Source organism: uncultured Sphingomonas sp., assembly GCF_913777625.1.
Lineage (GTDB): Bacteria > Pseudomonadota > Alphaproteobacteria > Sphingomonadales > Sphingomonadaceae > Sphingomonas.
The window spans coordinates 95,870-119,257 of sequence record NZ_CAJYTI010000027.1 but is presented as its reverse complement, the minus strand read 5'-3'; the positions used below and the strand labels follow the sequence as shown (position 1 = coordinate 119,257).

The window sequence follows — 23,388 nt, the reverse complement described above, 5'->3', positions numbered from 1 at the left end:
TTCCTCCCAATCATGCTCTCTTTGATGAGAGCGCTCATATTCACTATATTCGAGCTTTTGCATGTGGGGGAAACTTAGGTACTTTTGCGGAACGCTTTACAACCTATGCTCCGGGTTCGTCACGGACGCGCAGTTCCAGACCTTATCTCGGAGTATATTTTACAAGTCACTGATAGATCGGTGTTCCCCTGCGGCACTGTTCTTTCCCCGCGCCGTTGCCGACTGGCCGCCGGCCTGTCCCAAAGGGAAAGCGGGCAGATCCGCTGGCGCACGCAAAAAGGCGCCCGCCGAAGCGAGCGCCTTCCCGGTCGCAGATGTCCGCGGCTACGGCGGACGTGTGCGCGGCAATTACATGCCGTTGTGCAGATTGGTGTCCGCGTCGTGCGTGCGCATGTCCTTGGCTTCCGCCTTGCCCTGGTCGCGAACGGCATCCGCCTTGTTTTCCAGGTTGTCCTTCGCCGCATCGGTGGTGGCGTTGCTGGCCATCGCTTCGATGTTGTCGGCGCGCGCGTCGGCGTTCGCCTCGATATTGTCGGCCGCCTGTTCGCGCGGGGTATTGTTGCACGCCGAAAGCGCGATAAGGCCGGCAGCGGCGCCGAGCACGAGCATCTTCTTCATCGTCATTGCCCTTTACGTTGGTACAGTCGAGAAACGTTGCGAGCGAAAATCAACGACATGCCGCTTTGTTCCGACGCAGTAACGCGGGTGAGGTGAACCGAGCATGCCGGCAGATCCCCCAAGAAAGCATCGGACGCGACAATCGCTTCCTCGGAGAACCGCCTAGCGCGTGGCAAGGGCATGTTCGAGCGCATCGGCGCCGTCGACGCGCTCGTCGCCGAGGAAGATCACCGGGATGGTGGCGACGCCGAACTCGTCCTTCACCGCCTCCACCGCGTCGCGCGTGCGCAGGACGCGGTCGTCGATCCGGTAGCCGCGCTCGAGCAGCAGGTCGCGGGCGCGAAGCCCGAGCGGGCAGACATGGTCCGGGAGCTCCATCCGGTATAGGGTCGCCTGCTTCTCGTCCGCCATGCAAATCCCCTTGGAAGGCAAATGCTTGGCGGCCGCGCCGGTTGCACGGCCTCAGCTGCGCAGGAACAGGTTGCGGAACCAGAGCGGGCCGCTCCGCTGGGCGGCAGCCCGCCAATCGTCCACACTCTCCTCCGGGTCGTACCGCCGCGGGTCGAACAGCTTCAGCCGAACGCCGCGATAGGCGGCGGAATCATAGGTGACGAGCGTCAGCGCGTGCTCGAGCGCGGTGGCCGCCATCAGCGCGTGGCGATCGCTGACCAGCCCCAGCTGCCCCCGTCGCCGCGCTACCGCGACGTCCACCGGGAGGAGATGCGCGCCGAACGCGGGAACGAGCTGGTCGTCGATCCATCGGCGGATCGCACTCGCGCCCTCCCCGCGCGGCGCCTGTGCGGCAAGCGCCTCGATCTCGGCCAGCGCCAGCGTCGATACGAACAGCTGCTCGCGGTCCACCCCGCCTGCCCAGGCGGCAAGCTTCGGATCTGCGCCGCCGCTGCGTGCCTTGCGCAGATCGAGCAGCACGGCGGTATCGAGCAGGTACATTCACCAGCGGCCCGGCTGAAGATCGACGTCGAACGGCGGCGCCGCCGCCAGCGCATCGACGATGCTTTCGCGCTCGCCGCTGAAGGCGCGGAAGCTGGCGATGCTCATCAGCACATGGGTGGGCTTGCCGCGATCGGTGATGAACACCGGCTCGGTCCGGGCGAATCGCTTCGCGGCGCTGACGTCCTGGTTGAATTCGCGGCTGGTGAGGACCTTCATCACCCGGGCTCCGATGCCGAAATGGTAGCGCTATAGCGTAGGTACGTACCTACCTTGTGGAGCCACGGCAACACTTCGACGGCCTGCCCTGGAAAAGTGCAGGGCTGCCGCGCATCGCCCCTTGTCGAAGCCCGGCCGACGCGCTCCCTAGAGGCCCGCGCCGGCGCAGCAGATGCCGGGCGCACGAGGGGAATTGCATGAACGAGCTGTTGATCGGCGCCTGGCACGCGCTCACCGATGTCCTGAACCCGCACGGCCCGGCCGTGCACGCCGCCAAGACCTATGCGCCAGGCGATTTCAGCATCCACTTCTTCCTGCAGCTGGCGATCATCCTGCTCGCCTGCCGCGTCGTCGGCTGGGCGGGGCAGAAGTTCCTGAAGCAGCCGCAGGTGGTCGGCGAGATGATCGCGGGCGTGGTGCTCGGCCCCTCGCTGCTCGGCCTGTTCTTCCCCGATCTGCAGCTGGCGATTTTCCCCAGGGAAACACGCAGTGTCCTCTATGCCGGCGCGCAGCTAGGCGTCGGGCTCTACATGTTCATGGTCGGACTGACGCTGCGGCTCGACCATTTCAAGTCCAAGGCGAAGAGCGCAGCGGGGGTCTCCGCCGCCGGGATCGCCGCACCGTTCCTGCTCGCGGCACTGATCACCCCCTATCTGCTGACCGTGCCGGGGCTGTTCACCGCCGGCATCAGCCAGGCCAATGCCACGCTGTTCATGGGCGCGTGCATCGCGCTCACCGCCTTCCCGATGCTGGCGCGCATCATCAACGAGCGCGGCCTTGCCAATTCGGCGCTCGGCACGCTGTCGCTGACCGCAGGCGCGTTCGACGATGCCGCCTCGTGGTGCGTGCTGGCGCTGGTGCTGGCCACCTTCGGTGCCGGTGCCGGGGTGGCGGTGCTCGCGATCGGCGGGGCGCTGCTCTATGCCGGCTTCATGCTGCTGTTCGGCCGACGCCTGCTCGCACCGCTCGGCCGCATCGTCGAGGCGCGCGGCGAGATGAGCACTGCCATGCTGGCGGTCACCATGATGCTGTTCTGCATGTCCGCCTTCTTCATGGACGCGATCGGCATCCATGCGATCTTCGGTGGCTTCCTGATGGGCGTGTGCATGCCGCGCGGGCTGTTCGTCACCGAACTCAAGCGCAAGGTGGAGCCGCTCGCGGTCGTGCTCCTGCTGCCGATGTTCTTCACCTATTCGGGGCTGAACACGCGGATGGACATGGTCAATTCGCCGGCGCTGCTGCTGATCGCGCTGGGCATCCTGGCAGTGTCGGTGCTCGCCAAGTTCGGCGCCTGCTGGGCGGCGGCGCGGGTGGCCGGCGAGGACAATCGCACCGCGCTCGGCATCGGCGCGCTGATGAATTCGCGCGGGCTCATGGAGCTCATCATCATCAATATCGGGCTGCAGAAGGGCATCATCGGCCCGACGCTTTTCTCGATGCTGGTGCTGATGGCGATCGTCACCACAGTGATGGCGACTCCGCTGTTCGAGGCGGTCTATGGCCGCAAGGCGCGCGAGAGTGGCGAGCTGGAAGCGATCGACGGCCAGCTCGCGACCGTCTGACGCTCAGCCGACCAGCTGGCGGATCAGCTCGCGGTGGCCGGGCAGATCCGCCACTGCCTGATCGCCGAAGCTGCGGATGCGGGCGAACTGGCGCTCGGCCGCTTCGGCATGCGGGAAGCCCGCACGCGCGCCGGACAGATCGGTGCGGAAGTCCATCCCGTAAAGGATGTACTGATAGTTGAAGAAGGCGAAGCTCTCGACGTCGAGCAGGAAGTCGAACCGGCTCGGCGGGCGGTGGCGCCACTGATCGAGCAGCGCCTTGAGCGTGTCCGGGATCGAGGCGGGATCGCGATTGTCCTGCCAGAAGGGCTCCTCGCGCCGGCTCAGGCAGTAATGGAGCTTGAGGAAGTCGACGATCCGCTCGTAGCGCGCGGTCATCAGCGCGTTGAACCGCGCGGCCGGCGAATCGACCGGGCCGGCATGGGGAAACAGCTCGGCGATCATCGCCGCGGCCGCTTCGATCAGCACCACGCCCGTCGCTTCGAGCGGCTCGAGAAACCCGCCCGACAGGCCCACCGCGACGCAGTTCTTCACCCAGGGCGTGCGCCGATAGCCTGGCTCGAAGCGGATCAGCCGCGCCTCGTGCGCCGCGCCGCCGAGATGCGCGTCAAGGATCTCCGCCGCCCGCGCATCGTCGAGATGGGCCGAAGAATAAACGCAGCCGATGCCACGCGCATGCTGCAGCCCGATGTCCCAGGTCCAGCCGGCTTCGTGCGCAGCGGCAACCGTGGTGGTCGCGATCGGCGCCTCGGGGTCTACATGGGGCAGCTTGCAGGCCAGCGCACGGTCGGTGAACAGCTGGTGCCGCACCGAGGTGAAGGGCGCGCCCAGCGCCTTGCCGATCAGCGCCGCCTCGAACCCCGAGCAATCGATGTAGAGATCGGCAGTGAGGCCGCCATGCTCGCGCGTCTCGATCCAGTCGATCGCGCCCACGGCATCGACATGCGCGTCGAACGCCTCGTCTTCGAGATGGGTGACACCGAGTTCGATCGCCCGGTCGCGCAGCAGCTGCGCCAGCCGCACCGCATCGAAATGATAGGCATAGGTGAGCGGGCCCCCGAACCCCGCCTCCTCGGCGCGCTTGGGGGCGCGGCCGCGCGCGGCGACGCGGTTCTGGATGGTCATCGCCTCGGCGAAGGGCGCGCGCGTCGCCTCGGGCTGGAGCAGCCAATAGGGCACCAGCCCGGCGCCTTCGGTGTGGAACGGCGCCTCGAACGGGTGGAGGAACTGGTGGCGCGTACCGTCGGCGCGGGGCGCATGCAGCCAGTCGTCGAAGCGGATGCCCTGCTTGAAGGTTGCGCTGGCGGTGCGCACGAACGCCCGCTCGTCGATTCCGAGGAACTGCAGCGTCTCGCGGATCGTCGGGAAGCCGCCCTCCCCAACGCCGACGATGCCGAGCGCGGGCGATTCCAGCACGGTGATCGCGAAGCGTGCCTGATGGGCGATGTCGAGATAGCGGGCGAGATAGGCCGCAGTCAGCCAGCCCGCGGTGCCGCCGCCCAGGATCAGGATCCGCCGCTCGGGGTTCATGGGCTCCTTGCTACGGCGCCGGCGCGGCCGGGGCAATGGTCGTAGGGTCACCGAAAGCAGTTGCCTCCCACCCGCCACCCCGGTTAGTCCGACAAATAATAACGGGAGCAGGGTGCATGGCGATCAGGACGTTGGCAGGCATGGCGGCGCTGCTGCTGGCATCGGCGAGCCTGCAGGCCGCTCCGCGCGATCCGCTCGCCCCCACCGGCCGATGGTCGGCCAACACCGATGGCCGCGCGCCCACCCCGCCGATGGGCTGGAACAGCTGGAACGCCTTCGCCACCGATGTCGACGAGGAGAAGGTGCTCGCCTCGGCGCAGAAGATCGTCGACACCGGGCTCGCGGCCAAGGGCTATCGCTACATCAATCTCGACGAGGGCTGGTGGGACCATCGCCGCGCCGACGGCCGCATGCTGGTGCGGGCGGACAAGTTTCCCTCCGCCGCCACGCCGGGCGGCGCAACCTCGTTCAAGCCGTTCACCGATCGGCTTCACGCAATGGGGCTGAAGGCCGGCATCTACACCGATCTCGGCCGCAACACCTGCGCCCAGGCCTATGGCCCCAACGAGCCCAACCTGCCGCGCGGCAGCGTGCTCGAGCGCGAAGTGGGCCTCTACGGCCATATCGACCAGGATATCGCGCTCTATTTCGGCGAATGGGGCTTCGATTACGTCAAGATCGACGGCTGCGGCCTGCGCGCCTATGGCGAGGACAGCCCGCTGGTCCGCGCCGGCCGCTATCGCGCGCTGGCGCCGATCCTCGACCTGGACAGCATCAACCGTTCGAACATCCCGGCGGTCCGGGCAATGTTCACCCAGGTGAAGGCGGCATTGGTCCGCGCCGATCCGGACGGCGACTATCTCCTGTCGCTGTGCATCTGGGGCTCGGCCGATGTGCGCAGCTGGGCCAAGGACGTCGGCAACATCTCGCGCACCAGCGACGACATCACCCCGCACTGGACGCGGCTGCTCACCAATTTCGACACCGCCGCGCGGCGGCCGCTCTACGCGCATCCCGGCTCCTGGAACGATCCCGACATGCTGTTCATCGGCAAGGGCGAATTCGATGCCGACCACCTCACCGAAGCGCGCTCGCACTTCGCGCTCTGGGCAATGGTCTCCGCACCCCTGCTGATCGGCGCGGACCTTCGCACCACGCCGCAGTCGCTGATGGACATCTTCGGCAACGCCGCGCTGATCGCGATCGATCAGGACCCCGCCGGCAACCAGGCCGTGCTCGCCTTCGACAGCGACGATTTCCAGATCCTGGTGAAGACGCTGGCGGACGGCGACAAGGCAGTCGCGCTGGTCAACCGCACCGCCGCCCCGACCGAGGCGATCCTCACCGCCCAGCATATCAAGCTGCGCGACGATGCGGATGTGGCGCTGACCGACCTCTGGACGGGCGCCAGGTCCAGCTTCCGCAAGGAGCGCAAGTTCGCGCTCGCACCGCACGAAACCCTGGTGTTCCGCGTGCAGGGCAGCCGCGTGCTCGCCGACGGCTTCTACCTGTCCGAACTCCCCGGCAGCGTGAATCCGGCGGTGGACGGCGTGACCGTGCCGATGGCCGATCCGTCGATCCACCGCGCCGTCGTCGCCTGGACCGGCACGCGCGGCGCCGGGCAGCGGCCGCTCTATGGCGGCTGGGGCGGCGCGCAGGCGGACAGCACGCCCTATGGCCGGGAACTCGCCGTGGCGGGCCGCCATTTCACCGCAGGGCTGGGCGTGCTCGCCAATTCGCGGCTCGAGGTGCGCAATGCCCGCTATCGCCAGCTCACCGCTTCCGTGGGTGTCGACGATTCGGCGACCGATGCCGCCGGCGGCGTGACCTTCGCCATCTATGGCGACCGACGCCTGCTGGCCACCAGCGGACCGATGCACCGGGGCATGCCGGCCAGACCGATCACGGCGGACGTGCGCGGCGTGAAGATCGTCGAACTGGTCGCCCGCGCGCCGGGCGCAGTGAACGAGCGGCTGCCACTGGCCTGGGGCGACGCCGCCTTCCACCGATGATCGGAACGCCCGCGAAATCAATCGGCTAGCGTCTACTCGCCGATCGAAGTCGGTTGTTTCGCGGCCAAACCGCGCCTATCTTGGATCAGTTTACGGGACAGGTCGTTCTGCTTCCCTATCGAGGCCCAAGCAGACATGACCCCGCACCTCCCCCCCGCGCTCCGCGATTATTTCGAGAGCTCACCCGTCGCGCTGTCGCTCGGCGAGGCGTCTGGCGATCATCCGCTGCTGCTGACCAACAAGCGGTTTCGCGATCTGACCGGCTACGCCACGAGCGATATCGTCGGCCAGAATTGCCGCTTCCTGCAAGGCGACAGCGACAATCAGAAAGCGCGGGCCCGCATTCATGCCTTTCTCGGCGACGATGCCCAGGCGAGCGTGCGGACCGCGATCGTCAACTTCCGCAAGGACGGCACGCCGTTCGTCAACCTGCTCTACATGTCCAAGCTGCGCGCGCTCGCCGGCGAGGTGCGCTATATCTTCGCCTCGCAGTTCGACGTCAGCCGCACCCAGCCCGAGCTGCTGGCGGACTATGACGCGGCACTGGGGCAGACGATCGCCCGGCTCGCGCCGGTGGTCGCCGAGAGCGGGATCGCGGTGGAAGGCACGCTGATCACCATCGCCAACACCGCCGCGACAATCGCCCAGGCGAAGATGACGCTCGCCGATCTCGATTCGAGCAGCTTCCTGTGAACGCGCCGTTCGACGCCAAGACGAGCACCTTGCCCGTGGTGGGCATCGGTGCCTCCGCCGGCGGCCTGGAGGCGCTGCGCGAGATGCTGGCGGCCGCCCGTGCACCGACCGGCATGGCCTTCGTGATCGTCCAGCACCTCGATCCGAACCATGAGAGCATGCTGGCGCAGCTGCTCGATCGCCAGACCAGCCTGGAAGTGCTCCAGTGCGAAGGCGGTGAACAGATCGCACCGGACACGGTGTATATCATCCCGCCGGGCCACGGCCTGGCAATCCGCGGCGGCACGCTGGAGCTCACCGACTTCGCCCAGCCACGCGGGCTGCGCCGCCCGATCGACGATTTCTTCCTGTCGCTCGCCGCCGACCAGCAGGGCAATGCCGCCTGCGTGATCCTCTCCGGCACCGGCGCCGACGGCACGATCGGCCTGCGCGCGGTGAAGGAACATGGCGGCGTCTGCCTCGTCCAGACCCCGGAAAGCGCGCGCTATGACGGGATGCCGCTTTCGGCCGTGGGCACCGGCCTGGTCGACTTCGTCAAGGCGCCGGGCGAGATGATCGACTGCCTGCACGCCTTCTTCCATCGCAGCGTCGACGGGGAGCAGCAGCACGAAGCGTCGCTGGTCGCCGACCATGTCGACGAGCTGTGCAAGGTGCTGCGGACCGCGGTAGGCCACGATTTTTCCGGCTACAAGCGCACCACGCTGGTGCGCCGGATCGAACGGCGGATGCACGTGCTCGGCATGACGAGCGGCCGCGCCTATCTCGCCCGCGCCAAGTCCGACGCCGACGAATGCGAGGCGCTGTTCCGCGACCTGCTGATCAACGTCACGCGCTTCTTCCGCGACGCCGATCTGTTCGATCGCCTCCGCACCCAAGTGGTGGAGCCGCTGATGCGCAGCTGGACCGGCGAGGAGGATATCCGCGTCTGGATCCCCGGCTGCTCCTCGGGCGAGGAAGCCTACAGCATCGCGATGCTGTTCGCCGAGGCGGCACGCAAGCTCGCCATGCCCGCGACCGGCGTGCAGATCTTCGCCACCGACATCGACGAGCAGATGCTGCAGATCGCGCGCAACGGCGTCTACCCCGCCTCCGCGCTGGTCGACCTGCCGCCGGCGATGCGCGAACGCTACACGCTGCCGCATGCCGAGCGGTTCCAGATCGTGCCGCAGATCCGCGACATGATCCGCTTTTCCAACCACAGCCTGGTCAAGGATCCGCCTTTTTCGCGGATCGACCTGGTCTCGTGCCGCAACCTGCTGATCTATTTCGACGATCGCCTCCAGCAATCAGTGATGCCGCTGCTCCACTATGCGATCCGGCCCGAAGGCTATCTGTTCCTCGGCCCGTCGGAGAGCATCGGCCGGTTCGATCATCTCTTCCCCGCGCTCGACCATCAGGCGCGAATCTTCCAGCGTTCGCCGGGGGCGCCCAACTATCCGATCGACCTGCCGGGGAGCGCGCGCGGGCGCAGCCCCCGCGAGGACCGCCATGCGCGCCAATCCGGTCGGGTCAGTGCCGAGGAAACCGCGGCGGTCCGCCGCCTGATCGATCGCTACGCGCCCGCCAGTCTCGTGCTCGACCAGGAAGGCGTGATCATCGCCGCCTATGGCAGGCTCGGCCGCTATTTCGACTTTCCGGTAACGCGCACCGGCGGGTCGAGTGCGATCGGTCTGGCGCGCCCGGGCCTGCGCAACGTGCTGGGACCGCTGCTGCGCGCCGCGCGCGACCAGCGCAAGCGGGTGGTCGCGCGCGACGTGGCGGTCGAATCCGAATATGGCACCCAGCAGATCGACGTGGTGTGCGATCCGCTGTCGGACGGCACGCTGCTGTTCGTGTTCCGCGAAACCGCGCCGTTCCGCCCCGCGCTGGACGAAGATGCCGCCGAACTCGATGCCGGCGACGATCATCTCGATGCGCTGGAAGACGAGCTGCGCGTCACCCGTCACCGGCTTCGCACCACCGTCGAGGAACTGGAGACGGCGAACGAGGAGCTGAAGAGCTCCAACGAAGAAATGATGTCGATGAACGAGGAGCTCCAGTCGACCAACGAGGAGCTGTCCACCGTCAACGACGAGCTGAAGAGCAAGGTCGACCAGCTGACCGTCGCCAATTCGGACCTGCGCAACTTCTTCGAATCGACCGACCTCGCGGTGGTGGTGCTCGATGCCGATCTGCGCATCCGCAGCTTCACCGAGGCGACGACGGCGCTGTTCCCGCTCCAGGCGAGCGATCGCGGACGGCCGCTCGCCGACGTCGCCAGCCGGCTTTCCGGTACCGACTATCTTGCCGACGCACGCGCGGTGATCGCCGGCGAGGGCCCACTCCAGCGGCGCGTCAGCACCCAGGACGGCAGCCGCACGCTCTCGATGCGTACCCTGCCCTACCGGGCGCAGAACGGCACCACCGACGGCGCGACGCTGGTGCTGACCGACATCACGGATGCCCTGTCGCTCGAGCGCGCACTGGCGGCCGAGCGCGAACGGCTCGACATGGCGATCCGCGCAGGCGGCATCGCCGTGTGGGAGTATCGCGTCGACACGGGCGAGACGCTGGTCGATGACCATGCCCGCGCAATCCTGGGCATCGGCGCGGACATCGCCTCGAACGATCCGGCGGCCCGGCTGGAGCGGCTGCATCCCGACGACCGTCCGAGGTTCGATGCCGAACTCGCCCGCGTGATCGCCGAGGGCGGCGACCTGGAGATCAGCTACCGCATTCTGGAAGGCGACGACGTCCGCCGCATCAAGACCTTCGGGCGGATGGTCGACGGTGCAGAGCCGCGCCGGCTGGTCGGCGTGTCGATCGACGTCACGCCCGAATATGCGTTAGCGGAAACGCGCGAGCTGATGCTGCGTGAGATGAACCACCGGGTGAAGAACCTGTTCGCGATCATCAGCGGCATGATCTCGGCCGGCGCCCGCAGCCATGACGATGTACACCGCTTCGCCAACGACATGCGCGAGCGGATCGCCGCACTCGGCCGCGCCCATTCGCTCGCCTCGCCGGCGGGCGCACTGCAGTCGATCGACCTTGCCGAACTGGTCGAGGCGACGCTCGCGCCGTATCGGGACCATGCGGCGATCCAGATTGATGGCCCTAGCGTAAAGATTCATCGGACCTGTTTGTCGCCGCTTGCGTTGATGCTCCACGAATGGGCGACGAACTCGGTCAAATATGGCGCGCTGGGACCTGCATCGGGCGAACTCGATGTGGCGTGGCGGCGGGTGCCCGACGGGGTTCGCCTCGACTGGCGGGAAACGGGAGACCGGCCCGTTTCGGTGGAATCGGGCACCGGCTTCGGCACGATTCTGGTACAAACCTCGTCGCGCCAGCTGGGCGTTTCGGTAACCCGCACGGCGGAGGATCGCACCTTCGCCATCCAGATACATCTGCCTGCGAAAGTGCTTGCGAATGACGAAGACGGTGATGCTCATCGAGGATGAGCTGTTCGTGGCGCTGGACGTGCAGGACGTGGTGGAAGAAGCCGGCTTCGCGGTGGATGGGCCCTATATGTCCGTCGCCGAGGCGCTCGAGGCGGTGGCCCATCACCTGCCCTGCTGCGCGATCCTCGACGTACGGCTGACCGACGGCGAAGTGTTTCCAGCGGCCGATGTCCTTCGCGACGCGGGCGTGCCGATCATCTTCCATTCGGGCCATGCCGACGCAACTTCGCTGCGCGGCCGTTATCCGCAGGCGGTGGTCTGCTCCAAGCCCTGCTCGCCCAGCGCGCTGCGCGCCGCGGTCGAAGGTGCGCTGGCCAGCTGAGTTCAGCCGGCGGTACGGGCCCGCCAGCGGATGAGGCGTGTCGCCAGGAACCAGGCGACGAGCGCGACGCCGGCCCCCAGGATCAGGTCGATCAGGTAATGCGTGCCCTCTACCGGGGTTGAAAGGAGCATCGCGCACGGAAGGGCCGTGAGCCACCAGCGCAGCGGTCCGCATTTCTGCGCGCCGGCGATGTAGAGCGTCGCCGAGGCCGCGTGGAAGCTCGGCGCCGAGACCAGCCCGCGCAACTGCCCCAGATCGACCACGGTCAGGGTGTGAGCGCGGAGCGCGGGAATCAGGTCCGGCTGCCATAGCTCGCTGACCGGCATGTATGGGATCGGATCGTGCCACAGATAGGAGAAGGGCCCCACCGCCGGCATCTGGCTGTAGATCGCCAGCGTCATCACTGCCGCGATCGCGAAGGCGGCAAGGAAGCGATGGGCCTGGCGGCGCTGGCCGGTCAGCGCGAACCAGCCGAGCAGCAGCGCCGGTGTGAGGAAGATGCTCTGATAGGCAGCCACCCCGAGCAGCTGGAGCGAGCGGTGCGCCGCGACAGTGCGATACCAGGCGAGCCAATCGAACTGCAGCAGCTCGTCCACCCGCTGCAGCCCCGCGTCGGCGAAGCCCTGGCTCATCGCCGCGATCGGGTAGGAGCTGACCGCCCCGATCAGCGCCAGCGCCATGAACAGCGTATAATATTCCACCACATCGGCGAGCACGAGGCTCCAGCGCCGGCGATCGCGCAGGCACCAGCCCCGCACCAGCGGCCCGAGCGCCAGCACCCCATAATAGGGAATGTTGCTATGCGCGAAGGGATCGATACTGAGCCCGGCACTCCACAGCAGCAAGGCACAGGCCGAGACGGCGGCGATCAGGGCGAGCCGGACCTGCCCGCCCGCGAAGCCGATCCCAGCATCGATCGTGGCCGGAGGTTGCGGCAGAAGCGACGCGGAAGTCGGAAGCGCGGTGGAGTGGCGTTGATCGGTCAAGTACGGCTCATCGAACTAGCAGGGGCGACCCGCCTGCCTCTGCCCGCGCGCCGTGCCCGATCCTAGCGCGCCGATGCCCCCGCGCCTAGCCCGACTGCGGAACCTGCCGTGAATGGCACTTTACCCGCGGTGAAGTGCCACGGCCGTTCGTTTTCCCCACCGGCAAAGTGCCATGGCTGGTCCAAGTGCGGCGGCGTGCACGCAAGGGATTCACAGGCGAATCGCGATGTGCTTAGATTCCTGCTATGTTCCAGCACGATCTCTTCGCCGCCGCTCCCCCAGCCGCGCCGGATGCGGCCTCCTCCGCCCCGCCGCTGGATCTGCCGGCGGTGCTCGACCGGCTGAGCGAAACCTGCGAGCGGCCCCGCTACAGCTTCATGGTGCTCCAGCTGATCGCCCAAGCGAGCGCGCGCAGCGGCTGGGCCGGCCCCTGGATCGAAGCGAACGGCCGTCGCCTGCCGGTGCGCGACTGGCTGAGCGAGGCCCTCACCCCCGTCGCCCGCCGCGATCCGCGCCGGCTGGGCCTCGCTGCCCGGGTCCGCGCCGATCTGGAAAAGGCCGGCACGCTGCCGCTCGATCCCGACGCGGCGGAGCGCGCGATCGATGCGGAGGTGCAGCACCGCATCCGCCTTTCGGGGCGCACCAATGTCAGCCGCGCGGTGTCGGAGCTGGTGCGGGCCGGCCTGGTTCGCCGCCATTATCGCGGCTACCGCGTCGATCACGAGAATCGCGGTGCGCAGCGCCACGCCGTCTATGCGGTGACCGACGAGGCACGGCGCGCGCTGCAGCTCGGGGCCTAGCTCAAGCGCGGGCCAGCGGGAAACCCTCGTCCAGCCAGCCCGTGATCCCGCCCGCCATCAGCTTTACCGGGCGCCCGAGCCGTGCCAGCCGCAGCGCCGCCCGCGCCGCGCCGTTGCAATGGGGGCCGGCGCAGTAGACGACGAACAGCGTCTCGGCCGGCCAGTCGGCCATCTTCGAGGCGATGATCTTCGCGTGCGGCAGGTTGATCGCGCCCGCCACATGGCCCGCGGCGAACAGCTCGGGCCCGCGCACGTCGAGCAGGACGAACCCGGGCTCGGGCTGCTGGAGCGCGGCATGCGTGTCCCAGCAATCGCTCTCGAAGCGGAAGAGCGCGGCAAAATGGGCTTCTGCGTCGGCGGCGGGGGCCGCCGGGATCGCGGTTACGGCATTGGTCATTGCGAACACCTCCTGTCGGGTTCGCTTCTGCGCTTGCGGTCAGCCCCTTGGCGAGCGGCAGGATTGCCGTCTATCGAAAGGATCATGCCAAGTTCGCCCCCGAACCGCGCCGTCGTCGCGCTCGCCTATGACGGGCTTTGTGCCTTCGAATTCGGAATCGTCGCCGAAGTCTTCGGGCTGCCCCGCCCGGAGATGGGCGCGGACTGGTATCGCTTTCAGGTCTGCACGGAGCGGCCCGGACGGTTGACCACCAATGCCGGCCTCGCCGTCGAGGTGGGGGCGGGGCTGGAGGCGCTGGCCGAGGCGGGCACGATCGTCGTCCCGGGGTGGCGAACGCAGGATCCCGCCCCCTCCCCCGAACTGCGCGGGGCGCTGCTTGCCGCCCATGCCCGCGGCGCACGCCTGGTGACGATCTGCTCGGGCGTGTTCCTGCTGGCGGCGCTGGGCCTGCTCGACGGCCGCCGCGCGACGACGCACTGGCGCTATGCCGAGGCACTGCAGGCGGCCTTCCCCGCCGTGACCGTCGATGCCGATATCCTCTATGCGGAGGACGGCACGCTGTTCACCTCGGCCGGTTCGGCCGCCGGCATCGATCTGCTGCTCCATCTCGTCCGCCAGGATTACGGGCCCGATGCCGCCAACAGCGTCGCGCGGCGGATGGTGGTGCCCGCGCATCGCAGCGGCGGGCAGGCGCAGTTCATCGAACGGCCGGTTCCCGTCCATCCCCGCAGCCAGCTCGCCGCATTGCTCGATCGCATCCGCGCCGACCCCGCCCGCACCTGGACGATCGCCGCGATGGCCGATGCAGCGGTGATGAGCCGCCGCACCTTCGCCCGCCGCTTCCAGGAGGCGACCGGCAAGACGCCGGGCGCCTGGCTGATCGCCCAACGTGTCGACGTCGCCCGTACGCTGCTCGAGACGACGACGCTGCCGATCGAGGACGTCGCCCAGGCATCGGGCCTGGGCAGCGCCGCCAATCTGCGCCAGCATTTCGCGTCGCAGGTCGGCATCCCACCCCATCTCTATCGCAGACAGTTCCAACGCCGCGCCGCCTGAGCCGGCCGCTTGCAAAGCGGGACGATCCCTGAAATCAGCGCAGCACCGTGCGGCCGGGGGGCCGCGACACGAAAGGGGGCATATCCACGTATCGCCGCGCGATCAGCGCCGCTTCGCTCCCCATCGATGCTGCCTTCGAGGAATGACCATAGCCATGCGCCTGCTCGCTACCCTGCTCCTCTCCACCGCGCTCCTCGCCGCGCCCGCCTTGTCGCAACAGGCGCAGGATGCGGCGGCGCGGGTCGATCCGTTCGTGGGGGTCGACGGCGGCGGGGTCGCGGGCGGCAATACCGTGCCGGGCGCAGGCGTGCCGTTCGGCTTCGTGTCGTTCAGCCCCGACACGACCAACGGCGACACCAACGGCTATGATTCGCACAGTCCGATCATGGGGTTCAGCTACACCCATGTCAGCGGCACGGGCGGCTCGGCCAAATATGGCAATTTCCGGGTCACGCCGATCAGCGGCGATCTGCGCGTCGCGCATCTCCACTTCGACCGCAGCGACGAACGCGCCGCGCCGGGGCTCTACCGCGTCGGGCTGCGCAACAGCGAAGGCCGCACGACCCAGGTCGAGCTGACCGCCACCCGTCTCGCCGGTTTCCAGCGCCTGACCTTCCCCGAGGGGGCGCCTGCGCATGTCGTGCTCGATGCGAGTTCGGTGATCGCGATGCGCGGCAGCGGCCAGCGCACCCGCAAGGCGCATGTCCAGCTGATCGACGAGCGCCACATGGCGGGCTGGACCGAGGTGGAGGGCGGCTGGAACCCGGTGCCCTACAAGCTCTATTTCTATGCCGAGTTCGATCGCCCGGCGATGGCCTTCGGCGCGTGGAAGGCCAGCCGGGGCAGGATGGAGACGCTCCCCGGCGTCGGCGAGGCCGAGGGCGGTACCCAGACCAAGGCGCCCGCCGACCGCCAGGCGCTGATGATCGAGTACGACACGCGCATGGAGTTCGCCCACCGGCTGGGCACCTATTTCACCTTCGATCCCAAAGCCGGCCGGCAGGTGCGGATGAAACTGGCGGTATCGTTCCTCGGCATCGACAAGGCCCGCGCCAATCTCGCCGCCGAACTGCCCGACTGGGATTTCGACGCGGCGGCCGCACGGGTGCGGAACCAGTGGAATGCGGTGCTCGACAAGATCCAGGTCGAGGGCGGCACCGAGGAACAGCGGCGGATCTTCGCCACCGCGCTCTACCGCACCCACACGATGCCGCACGACCTGACCGGCGAGAATGTCTGGTGGCAGTCGGCCGAGCCGCATTACGAGGATTTCTACACGCTGTGGGACACGTTCCGCACCGTCCATCCGCTGCTCACCCTGATCCAGCCCGAGCGCCAGCGCGGGATGATCCGCTCGCTGATCGATACCTATGCCCACACCGGCTGGATGCCCGATGCGCGCATCGCCGGCGGCAACGGCATGACGCAAGGGGGGTCGAACGGCGACGTGGTGATCGCCGACGCGGTGGTGAAGGGGCTGGGCGGGTTCGACACCGCGCTTGCCTACCGGGCGCTGGTCAAGAATGCCGAGGTGGAGAGCGACGCACCGTTCCTCCAGGGCCGCGTGCTCGAAGACTACAAGGCGCTCGGCTATGTCTCGGTCACCCAGACCCGCTCGGCCTCGCGCACGCTCGAATATGCCTATGACGATTTCGCGATCGGCGCGGTCGCCAGCCAGCTCGGCAAGAAGGAGGACGCCGCCCGCTACCGCACCCGCGCTGCCAACTGGCGCAACCTGTGGGACGACCGGCTCGGCTGCATCCACCCGCGCTACCCCGACGGCAGCTGGCTGGAGAATTACAGCTGCACCTATGAATATCCCGATCGCTCGACACCGTGGTGGGAAGCACCCTTCTACGAAGGGAACGCACTGCAATATTCCACCTATGTGCCGCACGACGTCGCCGGGCTGATGGCGAAGACTGGCGGCAGCGCCGGCTTCGTCGCCTGGCTCGACCGGCTGTTCGACGGCCATTATTCGCAGGGCAACGAGCCCGATATCCTCGCGCCCTATCTCTACATCCATGCCGGCCGTCCGGACCGCACCGCCGCGATCGTCCGCGACCTGATGGCGAAGCACTATCAGCTCAGCCGTACCGGCCTGCCGGGCAATGACGATGCCGGCGCGATGTCGAGCTGGTATGTGTGGAACGCGATCGGGCTCTATCCCAATGCCGGCCAGCCTTATTACTATATCGCGTCGCCGATCTTCGCGCGCAGCCGGATCGCGCTGGAGGGCGGGCGCAGCTTCACCGTGGTGGCGAAGGACGTATCGGACACGAACCGCTATGTCACCGCCGCGCGGCTGAACGGCAAACCGATCGACCGCGCCTGGATTGCCCATGCCGAACTGGCGGCCGGCGGCACGCTGGAGCTGCAGATGGGCCCGGCACCCTCGGCCTGGGCGACCCGCTTCACCGCGCCGCCGGACGGCTATCGCCGCTAGAGCCAGCCATTGGCGCGGGCGGTACGGCCGGCCTCGATCCGGTTGACCGCCCCCAGCTTGCCCGCCGCCTCGGACAGATAGTTGCGCACCGTGCCGGGCGAGAGGCCGAGGCGCCGGGCGATGTCCTTGTTCGAAAGCCCCTCCTCCGCCAGCCGCAGCGCGTCGCGCTCGCGATCGGTGAGCGGGTCGCTGCCCGCTTCCCAGGCAGCCGCGGCGAGGTCGGCGGGGATCACCCGGCCACCCGCCGCCACGGTGCGGATCGCCGCGACCAGCTCGTCGACCGGCGTGTCCTTGAGCAGATAGCCGCGCACCCCGGCGGCACGGGCGCGCTCGAGATAGCCCGGCCGCGCAAAGGTGGTGACGATCACCACCGCGGTGCGCGCCTTGTCCGCCGCCAGGATCTGCGCACAGTCGAGCCCAGTGCGGCCGGGCATCTCGATGTCGGTGAGCAGGATATCGGGCGTCAGCTCCCGGACGAGCGCCAGCGCCTCGTCGCCATTGGCGGCGCGGCCGACGATCGCGAAATCCGGTTCCAGCGCGAGCAGCGCGGCGATCGCACCGAGCACCAGCGCCTGATCCTCGGCGAGGACGATGCGGATCATGCCGGTACGCTCGCTTCCAGCCTGGTGCCGGGCTGGAGCGACAGCAGCTCCAGCCTGCCCCCCGCCGCCGCCAGCCGCTGACGCATGCCGCGCAGACCATTGCCCTCGCGGAACGACAGGCCGACGCCGTCATCCTCGACCACCAGCCGGGCGTTCCCTGGCCCCGCCTCAAAGTCGATCGTGCAGCGGCGGGCGCCGGCATGGCGGATCACGTTGGTCACCGCCTCGCGCAGCGTCATCGCCAGGATCGCCCCGGCATCGGCGGGCACCCCCGCGGGATCGCCCGTGACGACCGGCTCGATCCCCGCCGTTTGCAGCGCCGCCAGCGAAGCCGAGGCCTCGGTGGCAAGCGAGCCGCCCAGCTGCCCGGTGAGTGCCGCGCGCACTTCTGCCAGCCCCGAGCGGGCGGCGGTCGCAATCGCCTCCAGCTCGGCCTTGGCCGTGTCGGGATCGCGCTCGACCAGCCGCCCGGCGAGATCGGCCTTGAGCGCCACCAGCGTCAGCGTACGGCCGACCACGTCGTGCAGGTCGCGGGTGATCCGCTCGCGCTCGGCGGTACCGGCGAGACGGCGCACTTCCTCCTGGCTGGCAAGCAGCGCCTGGGTGCGCTCGTAAAAGGCGAAGCTCGACATGGTGGCGACGCCGCTCATCACCACGAACAGCACGCCCGGGGCGAACCACAGGATCGGCTGTTGCCAGGCAAGGCCGGTACCCGCGGTCGCCACCGCGATCACCCCAATCGCAATTCCCGCGTGGCGGCGGGAGCGCAGCCGGGCGACCGTCACCCCGGCATAGATACAGAAGGTCGTCCAGCCGAGCGGCAGCGGCGCCACCGCGACGCCGAGCGCCAGCATCGCCGCTGCGATCGGAATCAGTGCGCGATCCGGCACCCGGGTCGAGAACAGATAGAGCGGCAGGAAGACGCCGATCGCCACCGCCGCCGCAAGGACGGTGGTGGCGTCGGGCTTGGCCCAGAGCCAGGGAAAGGGCACGAAGATCAGATAGGCGAGCCAGGGCCAGCCATTGCCGCGCAGGCGGCGATAGGAGATCTCGGTCTGCATCGCGCCAGCCTCGCGGATTGTCGTGGTCCCGGTCAAGCCGGACTGCGCCGCCAGCCGGTCCAGGCCCAGGCGGCGGCCGCCGCCGTCATCGCCAACACCACCGCGCCGTGGGTCCAGGGCGACCCCGCCACCGGCAGATCCAGGATCGCGCGGGCGATCTGACCGAGATGATAGGAGGGGGTGAACCCGCCCAGCGTCTGCATCCAGCCCGGCAGCAGTGCGCTCGGCACCCACAGCCCGCCGAGGATCGAGAAGCCGAGGAACAGCGCGTTGGCGATCGCCACCGCCCCCTTGGCAGTCATCCGCATCCCCATGCCGAAGCCGATCAGGGCAAAGGGGATGGCAGAAGCCAGGTGGAGCAGCGCCAGCAGCGCCCAGGTTCCCGCCGACATCCGGGCACCGGCGACGATCGCCAGCGCATAGATCAGCGACAGCGCAAACGCCGTGATCGTCACCGCTGCCGCGAGCTTGGCCGCGACATAGGCGCCCGCCGGCATCGGCGAGACGCGCTTGAGCTCGATCAGCCCCTGCTCGCGCTCGACCGCGACGCCGGCGCCGAAGCCGAACAGCGCCGGACCGGTCGCCGCGAACACGCCGTAGCCGGCGAGCGTCGAGACGGCATAGCCGGGCACCTCGGGATGCGGCAGCGCGAGGATGAACAGCGCGTAGAAGGCGGCGGGGGTCAGCGCGGTCGGCAGCAGGAACTGCGGCAGGCGCAGGCTGCGCTTCACTTCGGTGACGGCTTCGCGACGCCAGACGCCAGTGGGTGCGGCAAGCGCGGTCATGCGGCGATCCTTTCGTCGGTGGGGGCCAGCAGCGTGGCGATGGCATCTTCCAGCGTCGCATCGGCGATGCGCAGGCCTTCCAGCTTGGTATCCGCGTCGAGCAGCGCCCGCGCCGTCACCGCGGCATCGGCGCTGACGATCCGCAGGTCCGCCCCTTCCATGCCCGCCTCGCGGACGGCCGGGAGCAACGCGGCCGCGGCCGGCAGCAGCGTGGAGCGGCAGCGGATCACCGATCCGCCCGCCCGCGCGCGCAGCGCCGCCGGGGTATCGTCGGCGACGATCCGGCCCGCCTCCATCACCAGCACGCGATCGGCCAGCGCATCGGCTTCGGCGAGGTCGTGGCTGGTCAGCAGCACCGCCGCGCCGTCATCCGCCAGGTCGCGCACCGTGCCCCACAAGGTCCGCGCCGAACCGCGGTCCATCGCGGCAGTCGGCTCGTCGAGGACGAGCAGGTCGGCGCGGCCGCAGATCGCCAGCGCATATTGCACCCGGCGCGCCTGTCCGCCCGACAACTGGCCGCAGCGACGATCGGCAAGGTCGGCGATGCTGGCCAGCGCCAGCGTCTCGCCGATCGGACGCGGATCGGGATAATAGCCGGCATGCACCGTCACCAGTTCGCGGATGGTGAGCACGTCGGGCAGCCCGGCGCTTTGCAGCATCACCCCCAGCCGGCGGCGCGCGGCCGGGCGGCGCGGATCGAGCCCGAACAGGCTGGCCGTCCCGGCATCGGGCGCCAGCCGGCCGGTGAGCAGCGCGACCGAGGTCGTCTTGCCCGCGCCGTTGGGCCCGAGCAGCGCGGTCACTTCGCCCGCGCGGATGGAAAGATCGAGGCCGTCGAGCACCGTGCGCCCGCCCAGCCGCTTGGACACAGCGGATAGCCGTGCCACCGCCGCAAGATCGTCGTTCATGCTGTTTCTCCCGGCAGGCGAGCGGTGTTCCCCCCTGCCTGTCGTCACCGATCCTGCAACCGCCACGGCGCCGCGCACAGTGACACTTGTCACCCGCCGCGCATGCCATCGCGCAGGTGCGGGGTTGAAGCCGCCCCGGCGCCGCGACTAGGCAGGCAGCGGAACAGGGAGACAGCATGGCCGCGGACGACGACACCATTCCGTTGGGGGCACTCGACAGCTTCGTCGGCTACCATATGCGACGCACGTCCGCGCTGATGGCGGCGGACTTCAACGCGGCGATGGCCGGCACCGGCATTCGCCAGGTGCTGTTCGGCGTGCTGTCGGTGATCGCCGCGAACCCCGGCATCAACCAGGGCCGGATCGGCGCGGCGCTCGGCATCCAGCGCGCCAATATGGTGGCGCTGATCAACGAGCTGCTCGAGGCGGGGTACATTGTGCGCACCGTCTCGCCCGAGGATCGCCGGGCCTTTGTCTTCGCCCTCACCGATGCCGGGTCGGCGGTGGTCGCCGACGGCCTCGAGCGGATCCGCCGTCATGAAGACCGGCTGTTGGCGGCGCTTTCGACAGGCGAGCGGGAGACGCTGATCGCCTTGCTGAAGCGCGTGGAGGCCGCCGCGCCCGACTGATCGAAACCCGCTTGCAGCCCCTCTCCGATTAAGTTATGCCTCATAACAATAAGAGGAGAGGCACGATGTCGACCGTCATCGAGCAACCGGCGAAAACCGCCACGTTCGATCGCCTGAACCCCGTTACCGGGGCCGTTGCATCCACCAGCCCGGCCGCCGGTATTGCCGACGCGGAGGCTGCGGTGGAACGCGCCGCCACCGCCTTTGCCAGCTGGTCGATTCTCGGACCCACCGCCCGACGCGCCGCCCTGATGCGCGCCGCCGATGCGCTCGAAGCCCGCGCTCCCGCCTTTGTCGACGCGATGATGGGCGAGATCGGCGCGACCGAGGGCTGGGCCCGCTTCAACCTGATGCTCGCCGCCAACATGGTGCGTGAGGCCGCCGCGCTCACCACCCAGATCGGCGGCGAGGTGATCCCGTCGGACAAGCCCGGCTGCATCGCCATGGCGGTGCGCGAGCCGGTGGGCGTGCTGCTTGGCATCGCGCCGTGGAACGCGCCGATCATCCTCGGTGTCCGCGCGGTCGCGGTGCCGCTCGCCTGCGGCAACACCGTGGTGCTCAAGGCCAGCGAGCAGTGCCCGCGCACCCATAGCCTGATCGCCGAGGCCTTTGCCGATGCCGGGTTGCCGGAGGGCGCGGTGTCGATCGTCACCAACGCGCCGGAAGATGCCGCCGAGATCGTCGGCGCGCTGATCGACCATCCGAAGATTCGCCGGATCAACTTCACCGGCTCCACCCATGTCGGCAAGATCATCGCCCAGCGTGCCGCCGGGCATCTGAAGCCCGTGCTGCTCGAACTCGGCGGCAAGGCGCCGCTCATCGTGCTCAACGACGCCGATCTCGACGAGGCGGTGAAGGCCGCCGCGTTCGGCGCCTTCATGAACCAAGGCCAGATCTGCATGTCGACCGAGCGGATCATCGTGCTCGATGCGATTGCCGACGCGTTCGTCGAGAAGTTCGCGGCGAAGGTCGCGACGCTGACGGTCGGCGATCCGCGGGAAGGCACGGCGCCGCTCGGCGCGGTGGTGGACCGCAAGACCGTCGGCCATGTCCAGTCGCTGGTCGCCGATGCGGTGGCGGCAGGCGCAGTGCAGATCGCCGGCGGACCGGCGGACGGGGTGCTGATGCCCGCCCATGTCATCGACCGGGTCACGCCCGCGATGCGGCTGTTCCGCGAGGAGAGCTTCGGCCCTGTCGTCGGCATCCTCCGCGCCGCCGACGAGGAAGCGGCGATCGCGCTGGCGAACGACAGCGAATACGGCCTGTCCGCCGCGGTCTTCACCCGCGACACCGCGCGCGGCCTGCGGGTCGCGCGGCGGATCCAGTCGGGCATCTGCCATGTCAACGGCCCGACCGTGCATGACGAGGCCCAGATGCCGTTCGGCGGCGTCAAGGCGAGCGGCCACGGCCGCTTCGGCGGCAAGGCGGGCATCGATTCCTTCACCGAGCTGCGCTGGATCACGATCGAGACCCAGCCCGGCCATTATCCGATCTAACTAGACCAAGGACTGCACATGACCGAGACGAGCAGCAACGGCGTCGTAGCCTACGACGTCGAAGGCGGAATCGCGTGGGTACGCTTCAACCGCCCGGACAAGCGCAATGCCATGTCGCCGACGCTCAACCGCGACATGATGGAAGTGCTCCACGCGCTCGAATTCCGCGACGATGTCGGCGTGCTGGTGCTGACCGGCGAAGGTTCGGCCTGGACCGCCGGCATGGACCTCAAGGAATATTTCCGCGAGACCGAAGCCGGAGGCCTGGGCGCCGTGCGCCAGGCGCAGCGCGAGAGCTATGGCTGGTGGCGGCGCCTGCGTTGGTACCAGAAGCCGACCATCGCGATGGTCAATGGCTGGTGCTTCGGCGGCGGCTATGGCCCGCTCTTCGCCTGCGACCTCGCCTTCGCCGCGGAAGAGGCGCAGTTCGGCCTCAGCGAGATCAACTGGGGCATCCTCCCCGGCGGCGGCGCGACCAAGGTGGCGGTGGAGCTCACCTCGTTCCGCAACGCCATGTACCACGCGATGATGGGCGAGAATATCGATGGCCGGAAGGCCGCCGAATGGGGCCTGGTCAACGAGGCGCTGCCGCTCGACCGGCTCAAGGCCCGGGTCACCGACGTTGCGAACGTGCTGCTCACGAAGAACCCGGTGGCGCTCAAGGCGACCAAGGACGCGATCCGCCGCGTCTCCATCATGAGCTACGACGATGCCGAGGACTATCTGGTCCGCGCGCAGGAAGCCGCCAACAGCTACGACAATGAAGGCCGCAAGGAAGGCATCCGCCAGTTCATCGACGAGAAGAGCTACAAGCCCGGTCTCGGCGCCTACGACAAGGATCGCAGCCGCGGCTGACCCTTTCCCTGCCCTTC

The 23,388-nt window shown here is 68.6% G+C and carries 22 protein-coding genes; 11 read left to right on the top strand and 11 right to left on the bottom strand.

Going from position 1 to position 23,388, the window contains the following annotated elements; translation table 11 throughout:
- Positions 1-348 precede the first annotated feature (348 nt).
- The 4 genes from QZ814_RS14610 to QZ814_RS14595 all read right to left on the bottom strand — a co-directional run bounded on the left by QZ814_RS14610 (position 349) and on the right by QZ814_RS14595 (position 1,788).
- The gene (locus QZ814_RS14610; protein WP_294333590.1) at positions 349-624 is read right to left on the bottom strand and encodes a hypothetical protein; all 276 of its coding nucleotides are present in this window, start codon (positions 622-624) and stop codon (positions 349-351) included.
- Between the two features lie 156 nt (positions 625-780).
- Positions 781-1,029 (bottom strand): glutaredoxin domain-containing protein, encoded by a 249-nt coding sequence (locus tag QZ814_RS14605; RefSeq protein ID WP_294333589.1) that lies wholly within the window; start codon positions 1,027-1,029, stop codon positions 781-783.
- Between the two features lie 51 nt (positions 1,030-1,080).
- On the bottom strand, positions 1,081-1,569 hold the full coding sequence (locus QZ814_RS14600; RefSeq protein ID WP_294333585.1) for a PIN domain-containing protein: 489 nt from the start codon (positions 1,567-1,569) through the stop codon (positions 1,081-1,083).
- Positions 1,570-1,788: a type II toxin-antitoxin system Phd/YefM family antitoxin gene (locus QZ814_RS14595; RefSeq protein ID WP_294333582.1), complete on the bottom strand. Its 219-nt coding sequence runs from the start codon at positions 1,786-1,788 to the stop codon at positions 1,570-1,572.
- 197 nt (positions 1,789-1,985) lie between these two features.
- Between QZ814_RS14595 and QZ814_RS14590 the strand changes: the two genes are divergently transcribed.
- Complete coding sequence (locus QZ814_RS14590) at positions 1,986-3,350, top strand: cation:proton antiporter (protein WP_294333578.1); 1,365 nt, start codon at positions 1,986-1,988, stop codon at positions 3,348-3,350.
- Between the two features lie 3 nt (positions 3,351-3,353).
- Here QZ814_RS14590 and QZ814_RS14585 read toward each other — a convergent pair whose 3' ends face one another.
- On the bottom strand, positions 3,354-4,880 hold the full coding sequence (locus tag QZ814_RS14585) for a tryptophan halogenase family protein (protein WP_294333576.1): 1,527 nt from the start codon (positions 4,878-4,880) through the stop codon (positions 3,354-3,356).
- A 116-nt stretch (positions 4,881-4,996) separates the two neighbouring features.
- Between QZ814_RS14585 and QZ814_RS14580 the strand changes: the two genes are divergently transcribed.
- From QZ814_RS14580 to QZ814_RS14565, 4 genes are all read left to right on the top strand, one after another.
- Positions 4,997-6,892 (top strand): NPCBM/NEW2 domain-containing protein, encoded by a 1,896-nt coding sequence (locus QZ814_RS14580; RefSeq protein WP_294333573.1) that lies wholly within the window; start codon positions 4,997-4,999, stop codon positions 6,890-6,892.
- 135 nt (positions 6,893-7,027) lie between these two features.
- Complete coding sequence (locus tag QZ814_RS14575; RefSeq protein ID WP_294333570.1) at positions 7,028-7,585, top strand: PAS domain-containing protein; 558 nt, start codon at positions 7,028-7,030, stop codon at positions 7,583-7,585.
- A complete protein-coding gene (locus QZ814_RS14570; protein ID WP_294333568.1) occupies positions 7,582-11,028 on the top strand; it encodes a chemotaxis protein CheB in 3,447 nt (1,148 codons plus the stop codon). The genes QZ814_RS14575 and QZ814_RS14570 overlap by 4 nt, the downstream gene beginning before the upstream one ends.
- Positions 10,997-11,350 carry a response regulator gene (locus tag QZ814_RS14565; RefSeq protein ID WP_294333565.1) on the top strand — a complete coding sequence of 118 codons (354 nt, stop codon included), beginning with the start codon at positions 10,997-10,999 and terminating at the stop codon, positions 11,348-11,350. The genes QZ814_RS14570 and QZ814_RS14565 overlap by 32 nt, the downstream gene beginning before the upstream one ends.
- A 2-nt stretch (positions 11,351-11,352) precedes the next feature.
- Here the strand turns inward: QZ814_RS14565 and QZ814_RS14560 are convergent, their stop codons facing one another.
- A complete protein-coding gene (locus tag QZ814_RS14560) occupies positions 11,353-12,336 on the bottom strand; it encodes a phosphatase PAP2 family protein (protein WP_294333563.1) in 984 nt (327 codons plus the stop codon).
- Between the two features lie 245 nt (positions 12,337-12,581).
- Here QZ814_RS14560 and QZ814_RS14555 point away from each other — a divergent pair, with 245 nt between their 5' ends.
- Entirely contained in the window at positions 12,582-13,136 is a 555-nt protein-coding gene (locus QZ814_RS14555) for a hypothetical protein (RefSeq protein ID WP_294333560.1), read from the top strand.
- Between the two features lies 1 nt (position 13,137).
- Here QZ814_RS14555 and QZ814_RS14550 read toward each other — a convergent pair whose 3' ends face one another.
- A complete protein-coding gene (locus tag QZ814_RS14550) occupies positions 13,138-13,533 on the bottom strand; it encodes a rhodanese-like domain-containing protein (protein ID WP_294333558.1) in 396 nt (131 codons plus the stop codon).
- An 84-nt stretch (positions 13,534-13,617) separates the two neighbouring features.
- Between QZ814_RS14550 and ftrA the strand changes: the two genes are divergently transcribed.
- Both ftrA and QZ814_RS14540 read left to right on the top strand, forming a co-directional pair.
- Positions 13,618-14,589 (top strand): transcriptional regulator FtrA, encoded by a 972-nt coding sequence (gene ftrA / locus QZ814_RS14545; RefSeq protein ID WP_294333556.1) that lies wholly within the window; start codon positions 13,618-13,620, stop codon positions 14,587-14,589.
- Positions 14,590-14,743: 154 nt separating this feature from the next.
- Positions 14,744-17,035: a GH92 family glycosyl hydrolase gene (locus QZ814_RS14540; RefSeq protein ID WP_294333554.1), complete on the top strand. Its 2,292-nt coding sequence runs from the start codon at positions 14,744-14,746 to the stop codon at positions 17,033-17,035.
- Here the strand turns inward: QZ814_RS14540 and QZ814_RS14535 are convergent.
- From QZ814_RS14535 to QZ814_RS14520, 4 genes are read right to left on the bottom strand one after another with little or no spacing between them, the layout of a single operon-like run.
- Entirely contained in the window at positions 17,032-17,637 is a 606-nt protein-coding gene (locus QZ814_RS14535) for a response regulator transcription factor (RefSeq protein WP_294333551.1), read from the bottom strand. The two genes, QZ814_RS14540 and QZ814_RS14535, sit on opposite strands and share 4 nt — an antisense overlap.
- Positions 17,634-18,698, bottom strand: coding sequence for a sensor histidine kinase (locus tag QZ814_RS14530; RefSeq protein ID WP_294333549.1), 1,065 nt, complete (start codon positions 18,696-18,698; stop codon positions 17,634-17,636). Before QZ814_RS14530 ends, QZ814_RS14535 begins: the two co-directional genes overlap by 4 nt.
- Positions 18,699-18,730: 32 nt before the next feature.
- A complete protein-coding gene (locus QZ814_RS14525; RefSeq protein ID WP_294333547.1) occupies positions 18,731-19,483 on the bottom strand; it encodes an ABC transporter permease in 753 nt (250 codons plus the stop codon).
- Entirely contained in the window at positions 19,480-20,391 is a 912-nt protein-coding gene (locus QZ814_RS14520; RefSeq protein WP_294333545.1) for an ABC transporter ATP-binding protein, read from the bottom strand. The genes QZ814_RS14525 and QZ814_RS14520 overlap by 4 nt, the downstream gene beginning before the upstream one ends.
- Positions 20,392-20,567: 176 nt before the next feature.
- Between QZ814_RS14520 and QZ814_RS14515 the strand changes: the two genes are divergently transcribed.
- The 3 genes from QZ814_RS14515 (at position 20,568) to QZ814_RS14505 (ending at position 23,371) form a co-directional block, all read left to right on the top strand.
- Positions 20,568-21,020: a MarR family transcriptional regulator gene (locus QZ814_RS14515; RefSeq protein ID WP_294333543.1), complete on the top strand. Its 453-nt coding sequence runs from the start codon at positions 20,568-20,570 to the stop codon at positions 21,018-21,020.
- 65 nt (positions 21,021-21,085) lie between these two features.
- Positions 21,086-22,516, top strand: a complete 1,431-nt coding sequence (locus QZ814_RS14510; protein ID WP_294333521.1) for an aldehyde dehydrogenase — start codon at positions 21,086-21,088, stop codon at positions 22,514-22,516.
- Positions 22,517-22,534: 18 nt separating this feature from the next.
- Entirely contained in the window at positions 22,535-23,371 is an 837-nt protein-coding gene (locus QZ814_RS14505; RefSeq protein ID WP_294333519.1) for a p-hydroxycinnamoyl CoA hydratase/lyase, read from the top strand.
- Positions 23,372-23,388: the final 17 nt, after the last annotated feature.